Raw genomic sequence first — 20,670 nt, 5'->3', positions numbered from 1 at the left:
CCCATGACCCGCTCCGGCGGGTTTTTTATTATCCGGAGTACCCATGCCAGAAACATTCACATGGAGCCCTCAAAAAGGCTTCACGGTTAGCCGTGCGCCGAATGTGGCTGTCGTCAAACTCGGCGATGGCTACGAGCAGCGGCAGGTTAAAGGCATCAACCCGCTGATGGATAGCTACTCGCTGACGTTTATCGGTGTTGATGGGCTGTGCGGTAGACCAAATTACGCGAAGCAGGCAGAAGCGTTCCTGAAGGCACGGATGGCTGTCGAGTCATTTTACTGGACGCCATCCGATACTGCGGTGCAGGCGCTCTTTGTTTGTCGGTCATGGCAGGGAAAGAAAACAGGTGGTCAGTACGAGCTGACAGCCACATTTGAGCAGGTGCCGAGATGAGAGACATACCAGCAGAGCTAATCATCGACAGCGTTGATGCCGGAGTTGGCGCGATGCTCGACCTTTTCGAAGTCGACCTGCAGTCCTTCGGTGGTGATCTAATCCGGTTTCACGGTGGCACAAACGGCTATTACGGAAACGTAATCTGGAAGGGTCTGGCTTACTCGGCATACCCGATATCAGTAGAGGGCTTCGAAACCAAATCAGAGGGAACTTATTCGCGTCCAGTGATGAAAGTGGCGAACATTACCGGGCTGATTACCGGAATAAACAGCGATTTTGATGATGCTCTGGGCGCAGTAGTGACCCGTCGACAGGTTCCGGTCAAATACCTCGATGTCGTTAATTTCCCCGGTGGCAATCCGGATGCGGATCCGACGATGGAGGCTGTTTCCCGGTACGTCATTGAAGAGATGACGGAAGAGACGTTCGAAACCGTCACCTATAGCCTGGCAACTCCTGTTGACTGCGATAACGCCATCATCCCGGCCAGAACAATCCTCGCTGATGTTTGCCAGTGGATTTACCGGGGGGAGGGTTGTGGCTATGACGGCCCCCCGGTAGCTGACGAAAAAGATGTTCCTACCAGTGACCCGACCAAGGACAAGTGCTCAAAGCACACATCCGGATGTCGGAGGCGTTACCCGAAGCCGTCAGCAATGCCGTATGGCGGATTCCCCGGATCAGCGAAGGTGTCATGATGATTGAAGATGAATGCCTGTCTTATGCCGCCAGCTCATCTGAAGAGGTGTGTGGGCTGATTATCGATGGTAATACGCTTGTGCGCTGCCGGAATATTCATCCGGAACCGGGGCTGCACTTTCGAATAAGTGATGATGACTGGTTATCAGCAGAAGCGGCGGGAGAAATCACCGCCGTTTTTCATTCTCACCCTATGCCAAAGCTGGTGTTGTCCGGTGCTGATCGTCAGGCGCAACTGGCTACCGGGGTTGAGTGGTGGTTGGCAAGCGGCGGAGAACTTCGAAAATTCCGGCCTGTACCTCACCTGCTGGGGCGCACATTCAGCCACGGGTTCATGGATTGCTACACCCTGTTCCGTGACGCCTATCACCTGTGCGGTATTGACCTGCCTGATTTTGAGCGCACTAACGGGTGGTGGCTGCGTGGCGAGAACCTGTATCTGAAAAATATGGCTGCTAACGGCTTCCATGAAATAAGCATGGCTGACATCCAGCCTGGTGACGTGATTATCCGGCGGGCATTCGCTGAAACTGACCCGTGCCACGCCATGATTTACCTCGGTGATAACACCATTCTGCACCACGAAACACACGGCCGGCTAAGCCGTCGCGAAGTCTTGCGGCCCGCTTACCTGCGCCTGACCCACTCTGTCTGGAGGCATGAACAATGCTCATCTTTAGATTTGCGGGCAATCTCAGACGACATTTCCGCCAAATCGCTTTAAACGTCGAAACCCCAGCTCAGGGGCTTCGTTTGCTACTAGCACAGCTTCCTGAGTTCAAGAGCGACTTCTATAAATCCCGGATCCGCATGCGTATTGATGGCGCTGATGTTTCTGCCGACACGCTTGGGTTTCATATGGACAGGCACCTGAAAGACGGTGCGACCGTTCTCTTTGTGCCGATTGTTGAGGGTGCTGCGCTCTCAGCTGCAGCCGTGATGTGGGTCATGGTGGCAATCACCGTGGCGTCAGTCGCTTACTCGCTCTACATGACGTCGAACATGAAGACAAAAAGCTCCGCTGATGCAGCTCAATCCAACTCCATAACGAACAACTCTTTCACCAGCGCAGAGAACCGCGTCGGGCAGGGGCGGCCTGTGCCGTTGTTGCTGGGTGAAATGGTCGTTGGTTCGAATGTTGGCTCGCTGGGTATCGACACAACGAACAATAAAAACTGGAATATTTCCATAAGTTAAGGTGAATCATGGGCTCAGGTGGCGGCGGCGGTAGCACTCCTACTCTTATTAACGACAACCTCACTTCCAAGCAGTTTTACAAAGTCCTCGACATCATCTCAGATGGTCCAATTTATGGGCCCGTAGACCAGCGTCACCTGTCTTCATTTCGTGTAAACAAGACCCCTGTAACAAGCGCGTCAGGCACCGTGAATATCCCCGGAGTCAGCGTTGCATGGCGTCCGGGTTCTGCTGACCAGTCACCGATTAACGGGTTCGCTGCTATTGAGGCAACGGTGATCATAAACACCGATGTCACGCAGGCAACGCCGCTGGTGCGCACGGTCACTGATAGCGATGTTACCCGGGTTCGCTTCAACCTTGGGGTTAATGCGCTGGTTCAACAAGACACGAAAGGCAACCAGCAGAACACCAGCATTACGATGGTCATTGAGACGCGCACTGGGAACAATGCATTCCAGATTGCTCAAACGGTCACGATCAGGGGGAAAATTTCCGGCGAATATCTCGAAGCCCATGTGATTAATGCTCCTGAGACAAAGCCCTTTGATATCCGCGTGCGGCGCATTACCCCCGACAGCACGAGCGATCTGCTGAACAACGGCACTGTGTGGAACAGCTACACGGAAATCACTGACGACAATCTTTCATACCCATTCACCGCCGTTTGCGGAGCGGTAATCGACCGTGACCAGTACACAGATACCCCGAACCGCACATATCACCTGCGCGGAGTTATTGTTGATGTGCCAGATAATTACAACCCGCTAACCCGAACCTACGCCGGAATATGGACGGGTGGATTTAAATCAGCCTGGACAAATAACCCGGCATGGATTTTCCGCGCCCTGGTGAAAAATACCCGGTACGGTCTGGCGCGGCGTGCGGGATATATCGATGTCGATGACGGCAGCCTTTATGTGCTGTCGCAGTTTTGCGATCAGGAAGTTGACGACGGTTATGGTGGGAAGGAGCCACGCTTCACGCTAAACGCCTATATCACTGAGCAGAAGAGTGCTCGTGAGTTGCTGGACGATATCGCCGGAATGTTCCGGGGGATTGCTCTGTGGGACGGAATGCGCTTCTCGATCATGATTGACAGACCACAAGACCCGGTTGCAGCGGTAACCAACGCCAGCGTAGTGGATGGACTTTTTACGTATAGCTCTATGAAGCGTTCAGAGAGATTTAACGCTGTGGTCGTATCCTGGACTGACCCAAACAACGGATGGGAGCAAGTAAAGGAGTATTACTCTGACGATAAGATGATCTCGGATAGCGGCAGTTACAATGAGACCACAGTCGAAGCTTTCGGCTGCACATCCAGGGGCCAGGCACTACGAACCGCTAAATGGCTGGTAGAGAGTGCAAAATTAGAGGCTAAAAAAGTCACTTTCAAAATGGCGCGGGATGCGATTGCATTCCTTCCTGGCGACATTATCGAAGTTATGGATAACAAACATGCCGCCACCCGGCTCGGTGGACGGATAATCGCTCACGCTGGTGCCGTAATCACTGTTGATGCCGATGTGTCTGATATTGTTGGTTCAGGTGACAAGATGTCGATCATGGGCGCAAACGGTAAGTTTGAGAAGTACGAGATTGTCAGTGTATCCGGCGCAATCATCACACTGAAATCTGCACCTGCATGGGTTAAGGACGGCACAGTATTCGTCATCTCAACAGGAGAGGTCAGCACTCGCCTCTGGCGCATAATGGCTGTGTCGGAAGATGACAACAACTCTGTTTACAGTATCTCCGCAACGCTGCATGACCCGAACAAGCAAGCCATTGTTGACGAAGGCGCGGTGTTCGAAACGCCGTCAGATACGCTGAATGGCTACCGGGTGCCGAACATTGAAAACCTGAAGATCATCAACACAAACAGCGAGACAGTGCAGGTCACGGCTACGTGGGAGACGGCCACAACAACGAAAAAGTTGATGTTTGAGCTGTACGTGTATACGACAGAAGGAGCGCTGGTCGCGCAGTACGAAACAGACCAGTTCCGCTATGAGTTTTACGGGCTGGATGCCGGTGATTACACGCTGGGTGTTCGTGGGCGCAATGAAAACGGAATGAAGGGCGCGGAGACACAGGTTAGCCTTGTGATCGGCGCTCCATCGGCACCGACTTATGTGCAGTGGATTCCTGGCCTGTTCTCTGCGGTCATTGTCCCTGTGATGTCTGTAACTGCCACCACGGATACCAGTTACGAATTCTGGTGGGCTGGAGAAACGCCAGTTACCGGAATTGATGACGTCGAGGATACAACGCAATTCCTGGGTCGTGGAACTCAGTGGAGCGTCCAGGGGCTGAAAGCAGATACCACGTATTACATGTACGTTCGCACCAAAAATGCCTTCGGGGTGTCTCCGTTCGTTGAGGTTTCCGGCGAGGCCTCTGCTGATATCCCTGGCATGATTGACCTGATTGATGAGGCTATCCGTGACTCGGAAACTTTTGACCGTCTCGATGGAAAAATTGATACAAGCATCAACGGACTGCTGGAGCTTGCATCAGCTGTTAACGCATCGGTAGATCATCAATGGAAGCAGTACGGAACTGTCCGCGCCGACATCATCATTGTGAAAACCACAATAGCCGATGTTGATAAAGCGATGGCTGAACTTTCCACACAGGTTCAGGCTCAGTTTGATGACGTCACCGCATCAGTAAATGAAAAGCTCACGGCCACGGTAAAATCAGATGGCACTGCATCAGCATTCTATGATGTCGGCCTTCAGATTCTGCGAGATGGGGTTTATTACAAAAGCGGAATGTCGATGGGTATTGAACCAGACGGCAGCTCGTATAAATCCACCATCGCATTCAATGCTGATCAACTTGGAATTTACACAGGAAATGAGGCTAACGGGTATCAACTTGTATTCGCAACCATAAACGGACAAGCATTCCTTGATACAGTTTTCATTAAAGACGGCTCAATTGATAATCTGAAAATTGGTCAGTACATCCAGTCCAATGATTGGGATAACGCAGCACAAAAAGGATGGCAGTTGAATAAATCTGGAAAATTCACTAACTATGGTTCAGTTGCTGGGGAAGGGAAAATGAAACAGGACAACAATACAATCAGTGTTCAGTCAGCGACAGGGCAACTTATTCAGATTGGCCGCCTAACGGGGGTTTTCTGATGGCTGAATGGGGGTTAAGAATATGGGACGAAAATGGCAGAGATATAAATACAGGTTTCGTCAGGGTGCTTGTCAAGGGTCAGCTCACCCTTGCTCAAGAACAGCAGAGTGGAAGTATGGCAGTAGCCGTGCCTTCCGGTTATATTCTTGATTTTTTGGTTCAGCCATCTACTGGCACTTTTTCATCAAAAAGAAGAAGGATATCAATATCTGGAGGTACATTAAATGTTTCATCGGCAAGTAATAGTGATTACTCGCCTGGAACATATCCAGCATTTTCAGCAAATGTTCTTTTGTTTTTAAGGAGGTAAAATGACTTTTGGTGCGATACTTCCAGATACGGAAGGAAATCCATTTTACATAAATGACACAATGCCACTATGTATGATATTAAAGCGACAATTAACGCTTGATATTAGCGGTGGGAATTGGGCTAGCGCTGTAGTTCACGCAAATGATGGGGCTGTAAGATTTTTATTTTGGGACTCACCTAACGCTAACACCTACGCTTATTATCAACTCAATACAACTACAAACACCTGGCAAATAACCGCATCGTGCAAGTCATCATCTGTTTTTACCGTCAATGTATATATCTTTGGTTATCAATATCAGATTCCTCCTAAGTGGGGCATGGCAATATGGGATGCTAACAAGAATTGCATTATAACAAATGAGACTAAGGTACTTAGGGGGGTGGCACCTTTGGGTGTTGAAGGATCAGAATCAGCAGGATATAACATTGACACCTCTCTTGTTGGGAGGTGGGCAATAGCACCTATTATTACCGGAATGATTGCTGGGATTATAAATTCGGGAGTTATAAGGCCTTGGTCTGCTACATATTACGGATCTTCATACTTTAATGGGTCATCCACACGGATTACATCAGTACCAACAGACACCGCATCAGGTGGCGTTCAAAACATAACCTATTACAATACAAGAACAAGAATAATGGCGGTGGACATTTCAAATTATTAGATCTTATAGATCTAAACTTAGAATTGATAGTTTATTTCTTTTAAATTATAAAGAAAATATATAAATGAGGGTTAATTATGAAGATCGTCTTTATTTTATCAGTTTTTTCGTTATTGGTAGGTTGCACTACTCAAAATCCATCTTGTTATGGTATGGCAAATGTCGGAGGGGTTGAAAGCATAGTTCAAATATATGGCGTCAGAAACATTGCCAATCAGACACAATACAAAGCTGGTTATCCATTTAACTGGCAGTGGGTGGGCAAGAACAACTTCACCAGAACGACATGTGAAAAGTAAAAAAACTTCCATAAGCAACCCGGCCACCGCGCCGGGTTTTTTATTGCCCGGAGAATATTATGCCAGCAGGCACTATTGCACTAACGAACAACTCAAGCGCCGCAACCGGAACAGGAACATCTTTCGACACTGAGCTAAGCGCCGGAGATTTTCTCTCTGCTGTCGTTGGACAGGTGCGTTATACGCTCGGGATTAAATCTGTAGACTCCGTCACCGGAATAACGCTCATTCGCCCATTTAATGGACCGTCAGCATCTGGGCTGGCTTGGACGCCTATCCCGCGAGATGTGCTTGTTGATACCACCGCTCAGATTGCAGCAGACCAGGGGTTAGTCATTCGCGGCTTTGTGCTGGATAAAGCCAACTGGCAACAGGTGTTTAGCGAAGAAGAAGACATCACTGTTACGCTGCCTGACGGTAGTCAGTTCCAAGGCCCAAGTTGGCGCAAAATCTCTGAATTGCTCGCAACTCTGGACGTCGGAAGCATTACTGAGCTTGCTGCTGAAATCCATGCTGATGCCGACCAGGTTGCAACTGACAAGCCGATCATCTTGCAAGCGGCAGATGATGCTATTGCAGCCAATAATGCGGCGCAGCAGGCAAAAGAGGGCACTCAGACAGCAAACGCGGCAGCGCAGCAGGCAAAAGCGGATGCAACAACTCAGGCCGGGATAGCAAAGACTGAGGCTGACCGGGCCAAGACAGAAGCTGACCGGGCGGCAGCATCGAACCCTGATAATTCACTGCTTAAGGTAAATAACCTTAGTGATGTAAACAACACTGCTACGGCACGTGGAAATATTTCAGCAGCTAAGTCTGGGGCGAATTCGGACATAACAAAAATATCTGGGCTGACAACCCCGCTGGAAATATCTCAGGGCGGTGGCGGGGCGAATTCAGCATCAGGGATCAGGTCAAACCTTAATGTGCCGATTGGTGTCGATAAGCAAATGATTACTGCATGGGTTTCATTTAGCGTAAATCCAACAACTTTTGCTATCACAATATTCGACAGCTTTAACGTCAGCAGCGTAACAAGGGCATCGGCAGGAGCGTACTACGTAAACTTTGCAAACAGCATGTTGAACGCAAATTACGCCGCTATAGGAATGGTTCGGGCACCAAATACTGTCGTAGCTGCATATACAGGATACTCACTATTAAACGATACAAAGACACTTACGCAGGTTGTGGTCAGATCCTCTTACTCTACCGGCACAAGTGCCGGGGCTTTTGATCCTTCAGAGTTCACTGTATATATAATTGGGGGTAAATAATGCCAAAAGTAATCGTATTTGAAGTCGGCGGCGCTGTTATGGTGTCCACCCCTGTACAGAAAGAAGTCAGCGGGTTACAGATAGAGGAAGCCGCAAAAATTGCGGTACCACTGGGTGTGGGTTTTTTAATTATGGACAGCGAAGATTTACCGTACAGATACCCCCAGCAGTCGTGGGAAATAGTAGAGGATGCCGTTTCTGTTAACAGAGAAAATCTCTCAAAAATTCTTAGAGACGAAGCAGAAGAAAAACGTAACGAGCTGCTATCAATGTATCAAAAGGCGACTGAAAATTGGCGCACCGATCTTGACTTGGACGACATCAGCGATGCAGATCGTACAAACCTAAAGTCCTGGGTTGCATGGCGCAAGTCCGTTGAGGCTGTCGACACGTCTACCGCATCAGAAGAAACGCCAGTCGAGTTCCCTGCACCGCCCGCTATCTAAATTTCCCGGCAGATCATTGCCCTGACAATTTTCCCCGCCTGGCACGGTTGATCATTATCGTTAGTTGATCAAATAATACTGTATATCCAAACAGTACTGAGGTGGGCATGGGCGGCAAAGACGCGAACTATCAGGTTGTGTACCAGGGTGAAAGCCTGGATGTGTACCACTCAGGCCAGTGGGTTTTCTTTCAGCGCCCAAAATCGTGCGGTGGCGGCTACTGGTTCGGCCGCACGTATGACGATTGCTTCTGGCTTGAGCTTGAGCGCCCGACGTCGCTACGGGCTGGTTTGCTGTATCTGATGTCGCTGGAGAGCTTGCAGAGTGATCGGTTTGATGATGAATTCATGCTGGAGGGGTGAGGTGCGTACATAATTGCGTACATAAAACGATGTTATCAGTTTAGAATTCAGTAATGACGGGTTTCTCAGGGCGGTGTTTCGTAATCGTGAAAAAGGAAGGTGGGTTGGTTGGCTTTGTCTTTCACTGTTTCGCTGTCCACTTCTGTTTGTTAACTTTCTGAAAACGCAGTGCCTGATTCCTTATGTGAACCTTTCCGCATTGGCTTGTGCTCATAGTAAACCCTATCCCGATTCACGTGAAGTGGGCAGCACCCCAGCGAGGGCAGAGAAGGGGCTAAACAGCCCTGATATGCGGATTAGAAGTATATGGGCGCACCGACACGAATGTTTTCCGAGCCAAAGTCGGGGTTTTCACCCTGACGTACACGGATTTTTTCATCTCTGGTGGGTTTATGCGTCGCGGAGTGGATGGGCAGTTTTCCTGGCCGGGTCTCACAGCCAAATCCCCGGCAGATAGAGGGGGTAATTCCCTGCTCTGTCGTTGGATAAGAGTCTGCGCATCCAGCGAGTATCAATGTCAAAACAGCGAGCGTCCATAACTTCATATAACGTCCTTATTGAGCCAATTTGAAGCTCCAACCTAACGCTGAAATTTTGAACAACAAGTCAACAGCCGGTTAAAAAAAGCGCTTTATTGCCCTCCTTTGTCACCAAAAATTGAATACTTTATTCATCACTGCCACCACAAAGGGGATGTTGAAGGGGGTAATCCTCTGATTTATTAATATTTTCTTGCAATTTAGTCACGCAAAGTCATCAAGGATCCCGTACAACATGCGCAGTTTTTTTATTGTGTATATGTTGAGGATTGAGCGTTGAAAAAGCATCAGCTTGCAAGTTTCTGTGTGGTTATGGCCCTGAGTACTGCCGCCTGTGCCGAAGGCCAGCCAGCCGGGGATGCACTGGCATTCCCGATGACCGCTCCGGCGATTGATGCCGCTTCCTGGGTGCTGATGGATGCCACCACCGGACAAATCCTCACGTCGGGTAACCCGGACGAACGCCGCAACCCGGCCAGCCTGACCAAACTGATGACGGGCTATGTGGTGGACCGCGCCATCGATCAAAAACGTATCACCCGTGACGATATGGTGACCGTGGGCAACGATGCCTGGGGAGCCGGTAACCCGGTATTTAAAGGGTCGTCACTGATGTTCATCAAACCCGGAGAGAAAATCTCAGTACGTGACCTCAGCCGTGGTGTGATTATCGATTCCGGTAACGATGCCTGCGTTGCACTGGCTGACTATGTTGCCGGAAGCCAGGCGAATTTTGTCACCATGATGAACCAGTATGTGGAGAAACTGGGGCTGAGTAATACCCATTTCGAAACCGTGCATGGGCTGGATGCACCCGGGCAGTTCACCACATCACGCGATCTGGCCATTCTGTCGCGCGCCATTATTAGCGGCGAGCAGGACTTCTACCAGATGTACAGTGAGAAGTCGCTCACCTGGAATGGCATCACTCAACAGAATCGCAATGGCCTGCTGTGGGATAAAACACTGCATGTTGATGGGTTGAAAACCGGTCATACCGAAAGCGCGGGCTTCAACATTATCGCCTCCAGCGTTGACGGGCAGCGCCGTCTGATTGCCGTGATCATGGGCGGAAAAAGCCCCAAAGGGCGTGAAGAGCAGGCACGCAAACTGCTGACCTGGGGCCAGAGCCAGTTCGATACCATACAGCTGTTCCATGCCGGGAAAGAGATTGGTCACGAAAACGTCTGGTATGGCAATCCACACCGCGTCTCACTGGGTAGCGAGAAAGATGTATTCCTGGCGCTGCCACGTGATGAGGTGCAAAAAGTCAAAGCCAAGTATGTGATTGACCGGAAGGACCTGGAAGCGCCGATTAAGCTGCACGAAAAGGTGGGCACTATCCAGCTGGTAGAAGGCGATAAGATACTGGCCAGTTACCCGCTGGTGGCGTTGCAGCCGGTGGAACAGGCCGGTCTCATTACCCGCATCAGCGATTACATTAAGCAGAAGCTATAGTCACACTCTGTGCTGGCCGGGCATGAAAAACATGGCCCGGCCACGAACCCAACATGTGCACTTCCTCACAGATCATTTCTCTGAGATTGAAAACCTCTGGTAAAAAACCCGTTAAGGTGGTTATTTATACAGTAGTTAATTCATCGAGGAGAAAACCATGCAGGTCGAAATTCAGCGTTTTGAACCAAGAAATGTGGCGGCTTTTCATCTGGTCGGTCCGTGGCACGAAACTGCGCCGCAAGGCTTCGCCCGTTTGAGAGAATGGGTGGAACGTCATCACCTGGCAGGAGACTGGCTGGCGATCTATTACGATAACCCCGAGGTCGTCCCCCCTGAAAAGTTGCGGATCGATACCGGCATCAGCGTGCCTGACGGTTTCGTTTTACCGCTGGACAGTGAGGGTGTGGAACTGCGTTCTATTCCCGGTGGCACCTATGGCGTGGCGAAGGTGACTGTCAGCGACGGCGATTTTTCAACACCCTGGCTGGCATTTTACGACGAATGGTTGCCAAACAGCGGCTATCAGCGCGCAGAAGGACCCTGTTTTGATCACTACCTGAACGACGGTTCGCAAAGCGGAATATGGGAGTTCCTGATCTGCGTTCCGCTGGTTAAACGCAGCCTTTAGCACCCCCCTGTTTTGTTATCGGAATGTGAACGACATCCGCCAGAAGAAAATAGTCGATTAACGTTTTGTATCAGTGCGGTAAGCTCAGTGTTTTCTGCTGCTTACCGCAGTGAAATGAGCGAGAAAACGGCGGGAAACCTCCATCGTTCGCCTGTCTCCCGAGCGTGCTTCAGGTATGATGTCCCGCTTATTCTCTCTTCTTTCGGAGCCACATTTGCGACCGGACAAGCCGCTGTCGGCCTTTGAGTTCAGCCTGTATCGAAATTACCGCATCGTCCACGGTGTGCGTATCGCTCTGGCGTTTATCCTGACGTTCCTGCTGGTGCGCCTGATGGAGATCCCGGAAGGCAGCTGGCCGCTGATCACGCTGGTGGTAGTGATGGGTCCTATCTCCTCGTGGGGCAACGTATTTCCGCGTGCGGTGCAGCGTATTGGTGGCACCATCTTTGGTTCGATCTCCGGGCTGATTGCCCTCAAACTGGAACTCATCTCCCTGCCGGTAATGCTGGTGTGGTGCGCTGCGGTGATGTTTATCAGCGGTTTTCTCACTCTCGGTAAACACCCGTATATGGCGTTGCTGATCGGCATCACCCTGGCGGTGATCTGTGGCGGGATCCCGGGGGATATGACCACCGCACTGTGGCGCGGGGGCGATGTGATCCTCGGCTCTTTGCTGGCCCTGCTGTTTACCAGTATCTATCCGCAGAAAGCCTATACTCACTGGCGCATCCAGCTTTCGGATTTGCTGCTGGAGACCGCGCGGGTGTATCACGCCGGGTTTTCTCCTAACCTTGTTGAGAAGCCGCGTCTGTCACGCCCGTTACAACGTTTGCTCAGTAACGTGGTTAAAATGCGTGCGTTGATTGAGCCATCCAGTAAAGAAACACGCACGCCACGATCGGTGTTTGAGGGGATTCAGACGCTGAACCGCAATCTGGTTTGTACGCTGGAACTTCAGCTTAATGCCTGGTGGGCTTCCCGTCAGAGTCATCTGATTATGCTCAATGCCCCGGCACTGCGGCGAACCCAGCAAATGACCGAAAATACGCTGCGGGCGCTGTCAAAAGTGATTGTTGAAGGGGATACCGGGAAAATTGCCGCCAACAGCGAAGAACTGGCAGAAATCACCCGTGAACTGCGGCAGCTGATTGCCGAGTCAGACAGCGATGAACTGGTAGAAACGCCCATTCACGGTTATGTCTGGCTCAGCCTGGAAATGGCCAGTCAGCTGGAAAGATTGACGGAACTGATCCGCCTCGCGTTGCGAAAATAGAATGATTCAGCAACAACTTACTGCGAGCTGACTCGGTTCAGGGTAAGATGGGGACAACGCAGTTCTGTAAGTTTAAAATTGCCATCGGCAGCGGCCCGCCGCTAAGCTGGTAGCCACGACAATGATGCCTGTTTGCACAGGCCCAAATGAAAGGTGTCTTCATGGAAAATGCAAAACAATCATTTCAGGACGTACTGGAGTTCGTGCGTATGTTCCGTCGTAAGAACAAGCTGCAACGTGAAATTATCGACAACGAAAAGAAAATCCGTGATAACCAGAAGCGTGTGCTGTTGCTCGATAACCTCGGTGAGTACATCAAACCAGGGATGAGCGTAGAAGCCATTCAGGAAATTATCACCAGCATGCGTAGCGATTACGAAGATCGCGTTGATGACTACATCATCAAAAATGCTGACCTGTCGAAAGAACGTCGCGATTTGTCGAAAAAACTGAAATCACTGGGCGAACCGAAAGCATAATCGCGAGCGGTAACGTCAGTGAATCAAATCAAGCCGGGCAGAGATGCCCGGCTTTTTTTATGACGCGTCATCATCCAGTTGTTGTGCCAGACGGCGTAATTCCGCCGCCACCGGATGAGGTGCTCGCTGTTCGCTGCGTGGCGCAGCGGTACTGGCGCGCATGACGAGGGACGTCGCAAACGGCGGTAATCCGGCCTCACTGCCGGGCTGCTCTAACTGACGGGTCAGCCACTGCACGCTGTGCTCGCCCAGCTGACGCATATCCTGGCGCACGGTGGTCAACGGCGGCTGATACCAGGCACTGTCTGCCGTATCGTCATAACCGACCACCGACATCTCTGCTGGCACGGCTACGCCCATCTGATGCAGTGCCTGCATTGCCCCCAGCGCCATCTGATCGTTAGCCACCAGCAGCGCAGAGGGCATTTCCTGCCCAACCAGCTGCATCACAGCCTGATATCCCGATTGAGCACTCCAGTCGCCATCCAACTGATGACAGGGGGCCAGCTGATGTTCCTGCAATACCTCAATCCAGACCGCGCGGCGTGCGCGTGCCGCGACCGAATCCGCCGGGCCGTTGAGCAGCGCAATATTTTGGTGCCCCAGCTGCAGCAGGTGTTCCGCACCCTGGCGTGCGCCGGTATGGGCGCTGAAGGTGCAGGCGGCAACCTCAGCATCTTCAGCGACATCGAGAAACAGGCAGGGCAGCGAGGCGGCCATGCGATTAATCTGTTGCGCGGCCTCTGCATCAAGCGGCACATTGATCAGCAGTGCATCGACCCGCTGGGATAACAGGTCGCTAACTGCCTGCTGTGCGCCGCCGCTACCCGCCATCGCGATCACCAGATGGTAGCCCAGCTGGCTGGTACGCTGCTGGATTGCCGACGCGATCTGTGCCGGAGCCAGTAACGCGAGATCGCTGGTAGCGAGGCCGAGTGTGCGGGTATTTTTCCCCGCCAGCTGCTGCGCCACGCGATTAGGCACATAATTCAGCGCCTGCATCGCCGCTTCCACCCGCACACGGGTCTGCTCTGCTACCTGGTTCGAATGGTTCAGCACCCGGGAGACGGTCTGATAGGACACACCGGCAGCACTGGCGACATCTTCCAGCGTTACGGAACGGGCTCTCATAGTTAACTCCTGTTTTTGAATGCGCAGTGTAGCAATAAAACGCAGCCGCATCTTTCGCTCTGCGCCATCATCTCCCGCTGCCTTATGGTTGAACCCGTGTTTAATTAAAATTGATGGCGCTGAATATAATGGTCGCCGGACTGACGTCATTTTCGACAGGTAATAAGGATATAACATGTCTGAACACGCATTATCCCGGGATCGGGTGATCCGCACACTCCCATTGACCCGCTGGAACGAACCGCAGCACGATAGCGATGCTGTTGAGTCGCTGGAGCAGGGCAGCCTTCTGTTTATGCCTCAGCTGACCTTTGCGCTTCTTCCGGAAGAGCAGGCGCTGCTGACGCCAGCGCTGGTAGACCTCAAACGTAAAAATATCAGCTTCAACCCGCAAAAAAATCAGGTGCGTGGCATCGCGCAGAAGGATAAAACCCCTGAGGTAACCGCCTTACTGTCGCGCTATTATCAGCATTGTCTGCAGCTGCTCGACGCGCTGCTACCGGAGTACCGCCACGCGGTGCACTCTCCCTCAAATAGTCTGCGCCTGCATCCGGTCACTGCCTGGCGTGATGCCAGCTCATGGCGAAAAGATGACAGCCGCCTGCACGTGGATGCTTTCCCTTCACGGCCGATTCAAGGCGAGCGTATTTTGCGCATCTTCACCAATATTAACCCGCATGGTGAAAGCCGGGAGTGGCGCGTGGGCGAACCTTTTCCGGTGCTGGCACAGCGTTTTATGTCACATCTGAAAGGGTATTCACCCTTGGGAAGCTGGCTGCAGCATCGTCTGGGCATGACTAAATCCCGACGCACAGGATACGACCATATGATGCTCAGGCTGCATGATGCGATGAAAGCAGACAAACATTATCAGGAGGAGGGACCGCAAGTGGCGCTGACGCTGCCGCCGGGCAGCAGTTGGATCTGTTTTGCTGACCAGACTCCCCACGCGGCAATGAGTGGTCAGTTTATGCTGGAGCAGACCTTTTTACTGCCGCTCGCCGGGATGAAAAATCCGCAAAATGCGCCGCTGACGGTGCTGGAAAATCTGTTGCAGCAACCGCTGCTGTGATCTGAGTGGGATGTCTCAGGCAGGCATCCCTTTGTTACTGCACTTTGAAACATAAAAAGACTTTGCATAAAGTCATGTCTTTTACCATCATCTGATTAGCGTATATTTTTTTCCCTGGTGAAAAACTGGAACTATCTTGCAAAACCTTCGTGTTTCCTTGCGGCAAGCGATACAACGTACTGACTGGTATCCGAAAAGACGTTCCTTCCGCGTGCTCTTCTGGCGTGAAATCACCCCGTTAGCGGTGCCGATCTTTTTTGAGAATTTATGCGTCCTGCTGATGGGGGTGCTGAGCACTTTCCTGGTCAGCTGGCTGGGCAAAGAAGCGATGGCCGGGGTCGGGCTGGCCGACAGTTTTAATATTGTGGTGATCTCCTTTTTTGCCGCTATCGACCTCGGGACAACGGTGGTGGTGGCTTTCAGCCTTGGTAAGCTGAACCGGGAGCGCGCGGTGGCTGCTGCGCGTCAGTCGCTGATCATCATGACCCTTTTTGCCGTTTTGCTGGCGCTGGCGATCGAATTTGTTGGCCCGCAGATCATCGATCTGATTGCGGGTAAAGCGGAGCCGGAAGTGAAAGCGCTGGCGCTCTCCTACCTGCAAGTCACCGCCTGGAGTTATCCGGCTGCCGCCATCGCTCTGATTGGCTGCGGAGCGTTACGTGGTGCCGGAAACACCAAAATCCCGATGCTGATCAACGGCGGGATGAACATCCTCAACATCATCATCAGTAGCGTACTGATCTACGGCTGTTTCTCCTGGCATGGGCTGGGTTTTGTCGGCGCCGGACTTGGGCTGACCATCTCGCGCTATATCGGTGCGGCCGCCGTGATTTACGTGCTGGTGATAGGCTTTGTTCCGGCGCTGAAAATCTCGCTAAAAAGCTATTTCACCCGTCTGAATATGAATATCCTGCGCGAAGTGCTTGGCATTGGTGTCCCGGCCAGTATTGAATCGGTGCTGTTTAACGGCGGTAAGCTGTTAACCCAGATTTTTGTCGCCGGAATGGGTACGGACGTCATTGCCGGTAACTTTATCGCCTTCTCCATTGTGTCACTGATTAACCTGCCGGGTAATGCACTCGGATCGGCGTCGACTATCATCGTCGGCTCGCGTCTGGGGCGCGGGCAACTGGGTCAGCCGGAGCGTCTGCTACGCTTTATTTTCGGGCTGTCGAGTATTGGCTTATGCCTGCTGGCGTTGCTGACCGTCCCCTTTGCCGGGCTGCTGGCGCAGTTTTACACCCAGGACCCGGAAGTTATCCATGTAGTGAAAATGCTGGTCTGGCTCAACGCGGCCTTTATGCCGTTCTGGGCGGCGTCATGGGTGCTGCCCGCCGGGCTGAAAGGGGCACGCGATGCGCGTTACACCATGTGGGTCTCTCTGTTAAGCATGTGGGGTGGGCGTATCGTGGCCGGGTATCTGCTGGGGATTGTGCTGGGCTTTGGCGTGGTGGGGATCTGGCTGGGAATGGTGCTGGACTGGATGATCCGTGGCGGCTTCTTCTGGCATCGCATGAACAGCGGCCGCTGGTTGTGGAAGTATCGCCCGCAGCCTGAGCAGCCGTAGCGCACAGATTGACACTTTTTTTACGCTTTGCGAGGTCAGTCGCAGCTTGCGCTTAAGATATATCATAGATATATTTTACTTCGAATGAGAATGATTCCTGATTTCATATCCCAACGAGGACAAGCACGTTGACTGACTCTCTCAAAGCAAGCCGTGCGCCACAGCGCGTACGTAATGAACTGCGCTTCCGCCAGCTGACGGTTACCGCGAAAACCAAAGTAGCCGACAGCTTCTGGCGTATCGAATTTGGTGGTGAAGATCTCGCCGGTTTCATCTCTCCGGGCTTCGATGACCATATCAAAGTGTTTTTCCCCGATGCCAGCAGCGGCACGCTAAACCTGCCTGAAGTGACGGAAGAGGGCGTGGTGTGGAAAGAGGGCGCGCGTCCGGTCTCCCGTGACTACACGCCGCTGTTCTTTGACGGGGTGGCGCAAACCCTGACCCTGGATTTCTATATTCATGACGGCGGCGTCGCCAGTGACTGGGCAACCCAGGCGCAGCCTGGTGACGCCTTAGCGATTGGCGGCCCACGCGGTTCGCTGGTGGTGCCGGAAGATTACGCTTTCCAGCTGTATGTCTGCGATGAAAGCGGGCTGCCCGCCTTTAAACGTCGTAAGGAAACCCTCAGCGGCCAGCAGCTCAGTCTGTTCGCCTATGTGGATGAAGCCAACGGACAGGATTATCTGGAAGGACTGAACGGCGTGGATGCCACCTGGGTTGGCAGTGGTGCGATGCAGACAGAGAATCTTGCGGCGCTGATTGCGACACTCAACGGCATTCAGCTTCCGCCGGAGGATTACTTTATCTGGCTGACGGGCGAGGCGGAGTTTGTGAAAAAGCTGAGCGATTACTTTATCGAACAGCGTGGCTGTGACGCGACCTTCGTGCGCGCTGTTGCCTACTGGCATCAGAAATAGCGTGAAAATGGAGCCGCCAGTCTGGCAACCCGATAGCGCGGCGCGTGCCGGCCACCGCAGAAAACGCCGGGAAAAAATACTCGATGCCAGCGATATCCGCCTGCTGCTGCTGCATTTCCTCAGTCACAACGCCGCGCACGGTTACGAGTTAATCAAAGCCGTCGAGGAGCTGTCGAAAGGGGAGTACAGCCCCAGCCCGGGGATTATTTACCCCAATCTCCAGCTGCTGGAAGAGATGGAGTGCATCGCGGTGGTGGACGCTCAGGCCACACGTAAAGCCTATCGTCTGGAAGAGAAAGGGCTGGAACAGTTGCAGCTCCACGCTGCTGCGCTGCTCAGCATCATTCAGCGGCTTTCCACGCTGGCAGTACTGGTGAATAACCGCAGCCTGCCAGATGTGGAGCGTGCTATCCACAATATGAAGTCGGCGCTCAATGTTCGCCTGTCACAGGAAGGGATCTCGCAGCCGTCGTTGTTCGCCATCATCGATGCTCTGGACGAGGCCGCGAAAAAAATTGAGCGCAGTTAGCGTCATTATGAGTGTGAATGTTGATTTCTGAGCACGTGATTAACGCATAAAAAAACGGCGCAGCCCGATCAGGCTGCGCCGTTTTATATTGAACGATTACTCCCCTAAACGGTAGCGATCCAGCCAGTGTGCATATGGCGCAGGCAGTGTCCAGGAAGGGCGTTCAACGTTGAGTTTCTTCGCCAGATAGTACGGATAGTGTGGGTTAGCGAGGTGCGCACGCCCAATCATTACCAGATCCATCTGCTGATCGGCAATGACACGCTCGGCCACGTCCGGCGCTTCGACGCCCCAGGACGAGGCCACCGGTAAACCGGCTTCACGGCGCACGCGTTCAGCAACCGGCGCCAGGAAGGCCGATCCCCAGGGGATCTCGGTTTCCGCAATCGAGAAGCCCACGCTGACATTCAGCAGATCCAGCCCCCCTTCACGCATCAGTCGCGTCAGTTCAATGGATTCCGCCAGCGTCTGCTCATCGCGTCCGTCATATTCGATCACGCCAAAACGTGCCGTAAGCGGCAGATGTTCTGGCCACACTTCACGCACCGCAGCCAGGGTTTCCAGCAGGAAGCGGCTGCGCCCGGCGAAGTCACCGCCGTACGGGTCGTTACGCTGGTTGGCATGGACCGAGAAGAAGCTCTGGGCCAGGTAGCCGTGCGCGAAGTGCAGTTCCAGCCATTCAAAACCGGCGTCCCGTGCGCGGCGTGCGGCCGCGACAAAATCACTTTTCACCCGGGCAATATCGTCCAGCGTCATGGCTTTTGGCACCTGAGGGAGATGATGCCCAAAGGCGATCGCAGACGGCGCGAGGGTTGCCCAGCCACGGCTGTCCCCGGCGGCGATATGGTCATCACCTTCCCACGGGCGGTTGGCGCTGGCTTTACGTCCGGCATGACCAATCTGAATACCCGGCACCGCCCCGGCGGCTTTAATGGATGCGGCGATTTTTGCCAGACCTTCAGCCTGCTGATCGTTCCACAATCCGGTACATCCCGGCGTGATGCGGCCTTCCGGCGACACCGCCGTGGCTTCCACAATCACCAGTCCGGCACCGCCACGCGCCAGCGCCGGATAATGCACCTGGTGCCACTCATTGGTCAGGCCGTCTTCGGCGCTGTACTGGCACATTGGTGGAATGGCAATGCGGTTGCGTAGCGTGACATCTTTCAGGGTAAAGGGCGTAAACAGTGCAGACATAATCAACCTGTGGAGTGAGAAAGAACGGGAAACAGTCGGCCACACTAAGGCACCCGACACGGCGGATGATAAGCCGTGTGTGCTGTGTCAGTGGGTCAGCGTGTTGAACAACAGTTCGCGCAGCCAGCGGTGGCCGGGATCGCGGTGGCTGCGTTCATGCCAGGTCAGGGTCTTACTGAATCCAGTAATCGTCAGCGGTGGCGTGAGCGGGATCAGACCGTGCGTATGCTGTGCCAGGCGCTGCGGCACAACGGCAATCAGATCGCTACTGCGCAGGATCTCCGGCAGCACCAGAAAACTGTTCACCGCCAGCGTGACCCGACGCTGGCGACCCAATGCGGCCAGCGCATCGTCGGTCACCCCGCGAAACTGGGTTCCGCTGTGTGACACCAAAGCATGGTCGAGCGTACAGAAGCGGTCAAGTGAGAGCACCCCCGATGCGGCATCGGGATGCCCGGCGCGCAACAGGCAGACGTATTGTTCCTCAAACAGGTGATGAGCATGCAGGTCCGGCGGCGTTGTCTCTGGCGTGACCAGTGCCATATCCACCTCACCCTGCGCCATTTGTGCGGCCAGCTGTTCGTTGATCACCGGCTGCACGCTGACCCGTATCCCCGGTGCCTGTTGGCGCAGCGCACTGATAAACGGCACCACGACGGCACTGAGCGCGTAATCGGTGGCGGCAATCCGCAGCGACATCTGTGTACGGGCGGCATCGAAGACCTTCGGTTGCAGTAACTGGCTGACTTCCGCGAGGATCTGCTTCACTGGCGCGGCCAGCTCCAGCGCACGCAGGGTGGGCGTGATGCCGTGACGGTTACGCACAAACAGCGGGTCATCAAAGCAATCGCGTAGCCGGGTCAGCATCCCACTGACGGCGGGCTGCGTCAGGGCCAGACGCCGGGCAGCACGCGTTACACTGCGCTCATCCAGCAGGGCATCCAGGGTTTTCAGCAGGTTAAGGTCAAGAGTGCGCAAATCGGCCATCGCGGGTGGGTTCTCTGGTTTAGATATCAGTTTGTATAATATCTTAAATAAAAAATGGCGATTGGTTTTATGTC

Annotated in this window: 21 protein-coding genes; 18 read left to right on the top strand and 3 right to left on the bottom strand. The window is 53.0% G+C overall.

The genetic code is table 11. The annotated features are described in order from the left end of the window. The first annotated feature begins 43 nt into the window (after positions 1–43). The 14 genes from ACFL9S_RS15090 (at position 44) to ACFL9S_RS15025 (ending at position 13,196) form a co-directional block, all read left to right on the top strand. A complete protein-coding gene (locus ACFL9S_RS15090) occupies positions 44–394 on the top strand; it encodes a phage tail protein (protein ID WP_405262706.1) in 351 nt (116 codons plus the stop codon). Then, complete coding sequence (locus ACFL9S_RS15085; RefSeq protein WP_405262705.1) at positions 391–1,095, top strand: phage minor tail protein L; 705 nt, start codon at positions 391–393, stop codon at positions 1,093–1,095. Before ACFL9S_RS15090 ends, ACFL9S_RS15085 begins: the two co-directional genes overlap by 4 nt. Beyond that, positions 1,092–1,820, top strand: coding sequence for a C40 family peptidase (locus tag ACFL9S_RS15080; protein ID WP_405262704.1), 729 nt, complete (start codon positions 1,092–1,094; stop codon positions 1,818–1,820). The genes ACFL9S_RS15085 and ACFL9S_RS15080 overlap by 4 nt, the downstream gene beginning before the upstream one ends. Further along, positions 1,763–2,293: a tail assembly protein gene (locus tag ACFL9S_RS15075; protein ID WP_405262703.1), complete on the top strand. Its 531-nt coding sequence runs from the start codon at positions 1,763–1,765 to the stop codon at positions 2,291–2,293. The genes ACFL9S_RS15080 and ACFL9S_RS15075 overlap by 58 nt, the downstream gene beginning before the upstream one ends. 8 nt (positions 2,294–2,301) lie before the next feature. Next, positions 2,302–5,451 carry a host specificity protein J gene (locus ACFL9S_RS15070; RefSeq protein WP_405262702.1) on the top strand — a complete coding sequence of 1,050 codons (3,150 nt, stop codon included), beginning with the start codon at positions 2,302–2,304 and terminating at the stop codon, positions 5,449–5,451. Then, a complete protein-coding gene (locus ACFL9S_RS15065) occupies positions 5,451–5,762 on the top strand; it encodes a hypothetical protein (RefSeq protein WP_405262701.1) in 312 nt (103 codons plus the stop codon). The genes ACFL9S_RS15070 and ACFL9S_RS15065 overlap by 1 nt, the downstream gene beginning before the upstream one ends. Position 5,763: 1 nt before the next feature. Continuing rightward, complete coding sequence (locus tag ACFL9S_RS15060; protein WP_405262700.1) at positions 5,764–6,435, top strand: hypothetical protein; 672 nt, start codon at positions 5,764–5,766, stop codon at positions 6,433–6,435. Between the two features lie 358 nt (positions 6,436–6,793). After that, positions 6,794–8,011 carry a hypothetical protein gene (locus ACFL9S_RS15055; RefSeq protein ID WP_405262699.1) on the top strand — a complete coding sequence of 406 codons (1,218 nt, stop codon included), beginning with the start codon at positions 6,794–6,796 and terminating at the stop codon, positions 8,009–8,011. Further along, the gene (locus ACFL9S_RS15050) at positions 8,011–8,457 is read left to right on the top strand and encodes a tail fiber assembly protein (RefSeq protein ID WP_405262698.1); all 447 of its coding nucleotides are present in this window, start codon (positions 8,011–8,013) and stop codon (positions 8,455–8,457) included. Before ACFL9S_RS15055 ends, ACFL9S_RS15050 begins: the two co-directional genes overlap by 1 nt. A gap of 107 nt (positions 8,458–8,564) precedes the next feature. Next, positions 8,565–8,819, top strand: a complete 255-nt coding sequence (locus ACFL9S_RS15045) for a hypothetical protein (RefSeq protein ID WP_405262696.1) — start codon at positions 8,565–8,567, stop codon at positions 8,817–8,819. Between the two features lie 851 nt (positions 8,820–9,670). Then, positions 9,671–10,816, top strand: a complete 1,146-nt coding sequence (gene dacD / locus ACFL9S_RS15040) for a serine-type D-Ala-D-Ala carboxypeptidase DacD (RefSeq protein WP_405262733.1) — start codon at positions 9,671–9,673, stop codon at positions 10,814–10,816. A 157-nt stretch (positions 10,817–10,973) separates the two neighbouring features. Further along, positions 10,974–11,444, top strand: coding sequence for a DNA gyrase inhibitor SbmC (sbmC, locus tag ACFL9S_RS15035; protein ID WP_405262695.1), 471 nt, complete (start codon positions 10,974–10,976; stop codon positions 11,442–11,444). Positions 11,445–11,658: 214 nt separating this feature from the next. After that, the gene (locus ACFL9S_RS15030; protein ID WP_405262694.1) at positions 11,659–12,717 is read left to right on the top strand and encodes an FUSC family protein; all 1,059 of its coding nucleotides are present in this window, start codon (positions 11,659–11,661) and stop codon (positions 12,715–12,717) included. A 161-nt stretch (positions 12,718–12,878) separates the two neighbouring features. After that, positions 12,879–13,196 (top strand): DUF496 family protein, encoded by a 318-nt coding sequence (locus tag ACFL9S_RS15025; RefSeq protein ID WP_405262693.1) that lies wholly within the window; start codon positions 12,879–12,881, stop codon positions 13,194–13,196. Positions 13,197–13,253: 57 nt separating this feature from the next. Here the strand turns inward: ACFL9S_RS15025 and ACFL9S_RS15020 are convergent, their stop codons facing one another. Beyond that, positions 13,254–14,327 carry a LacI family DNA-binding transcriptional regulator gene (locus ACFL9S_RS15020; RefSeq protein ID WP_405262692.1) on the bottom strand — a complete coding sequence of 358 codons (1,074 nt, stop codon included), beginning with the start codon at positions 14,325–14,327 and terminating at the stop codon, positions 13,254–13,256. Between the two features lie 175 nt (positions 14,328–14,502). On the opposite strand from ACFL9S_RS15020, the gene ACFL9S_RS15015 reads away from it, so the two are divergent. The 4 genes from ACFL9S_RS15015 to ACFL9S_RS15000 all read left to right on the top strand — a co-directional run bounded on the left by ACFL9S_RS15015 (position 14,503) and on the right by ACFL9S_RS15000 (position 18,412). Continuing rightward, positions 14,503–15,399 (top strand): Kdo hydroxylase family protein, encoded by an 897-nt coding sequence (locus ACFL9S_RS15015; protein ID WP_405262691.1) that lies wholly within the window; start codon positions 14,503–14,505, stop codon positions 15,397–15,399. A 136-nt stretch (positions 15,400–15,535) separates the two neighbouring features. Beyond that, positions 15,536–16,966, top strand: coding sequence for an EmmdR/YeeO family multidrug/toxin efflux MATE transporter (locus ACFL9S_RS15010; RefSeq protein WP_405262690.1), 1,431 nt, complete (start codon positions 15,536–15,538; stop codon positions 16,964–16,966). A gap of 128 nt (positions 16,967–17,094) precedes the next feature. Continuing rightward, on the top strand, positions 17,095–17,883 hold the full coding sequence (locus tag ACFL9S_RS15005) for a siderophore-interacting protein (RefSeq protein ID WP_405262689.1): 789 nt from the start codon (positions 17,095–17,097) through the stop codon (positions 17,881–17,883). Positions 17,884–17,890: 7 nt separating this feature from the next. Next, entirely contained in the window at positions 17,891–18,412 is a 522-nt protein-coding gene (locus tag ACFL9S_RS15000; RefSeq protein ID WP_405262688.1) for a PadR family transcriptional regulator, read from the top strand. A 96-nt stretch (positions 18,413–18,508) separates the two neighbouring features. On the opposite strand, the gene ACFL9S_RS14995 is transcribed toward ACFL9S_RS15000, so the two are convergent. Both ACFL9S_RS14995 and ACFL9S_RS14990 read right to left on the bottom strand, forming a co-directional pair. Then, positions 18,509–19,609: an NADH:flavin oxidoreductase/NADH oxidase gene (locus ACFL9S_RS14995; protein ID WP_405262687.1), complete on the bottom strand. Its 1,101-nt coding sequence runs from the start codon at positions 19,607–19,609 to the stop codon at positions 18,509–18,511. Between the two features lie 87 nt (positions 19,610–19,696). Continuing rightward, positions 19,697–20,596 (bottom strand): LysR family transcriptional regulator, encoded by a 900-nt coding sequence (locus ACFL9S_RS14990; RefSeq protein WP_405262686.1) that lies wholly within the window; start codon positions 20,594–20,596, stop codon positions 19,697–19,699. Between the last annotated feature and the right edge of the window lie 74 nt (positions 20,597–20,670).

Source organism: Erwinia sp. AnSW2-5 (assembly GCF_045107195.1).
In the GTDB taxonomy this organism is placed as follows: Bacteria; Pseudomonadota; Gammaproteobacteria; order Enterobacterales; family Enterobacteriaceae; genus Erwinia.
The sequence above is the reverse complement of the archived record's forward strand: the minus strand, read 5'-3'. Positions and strand labels throughout refer to the sequence as shown.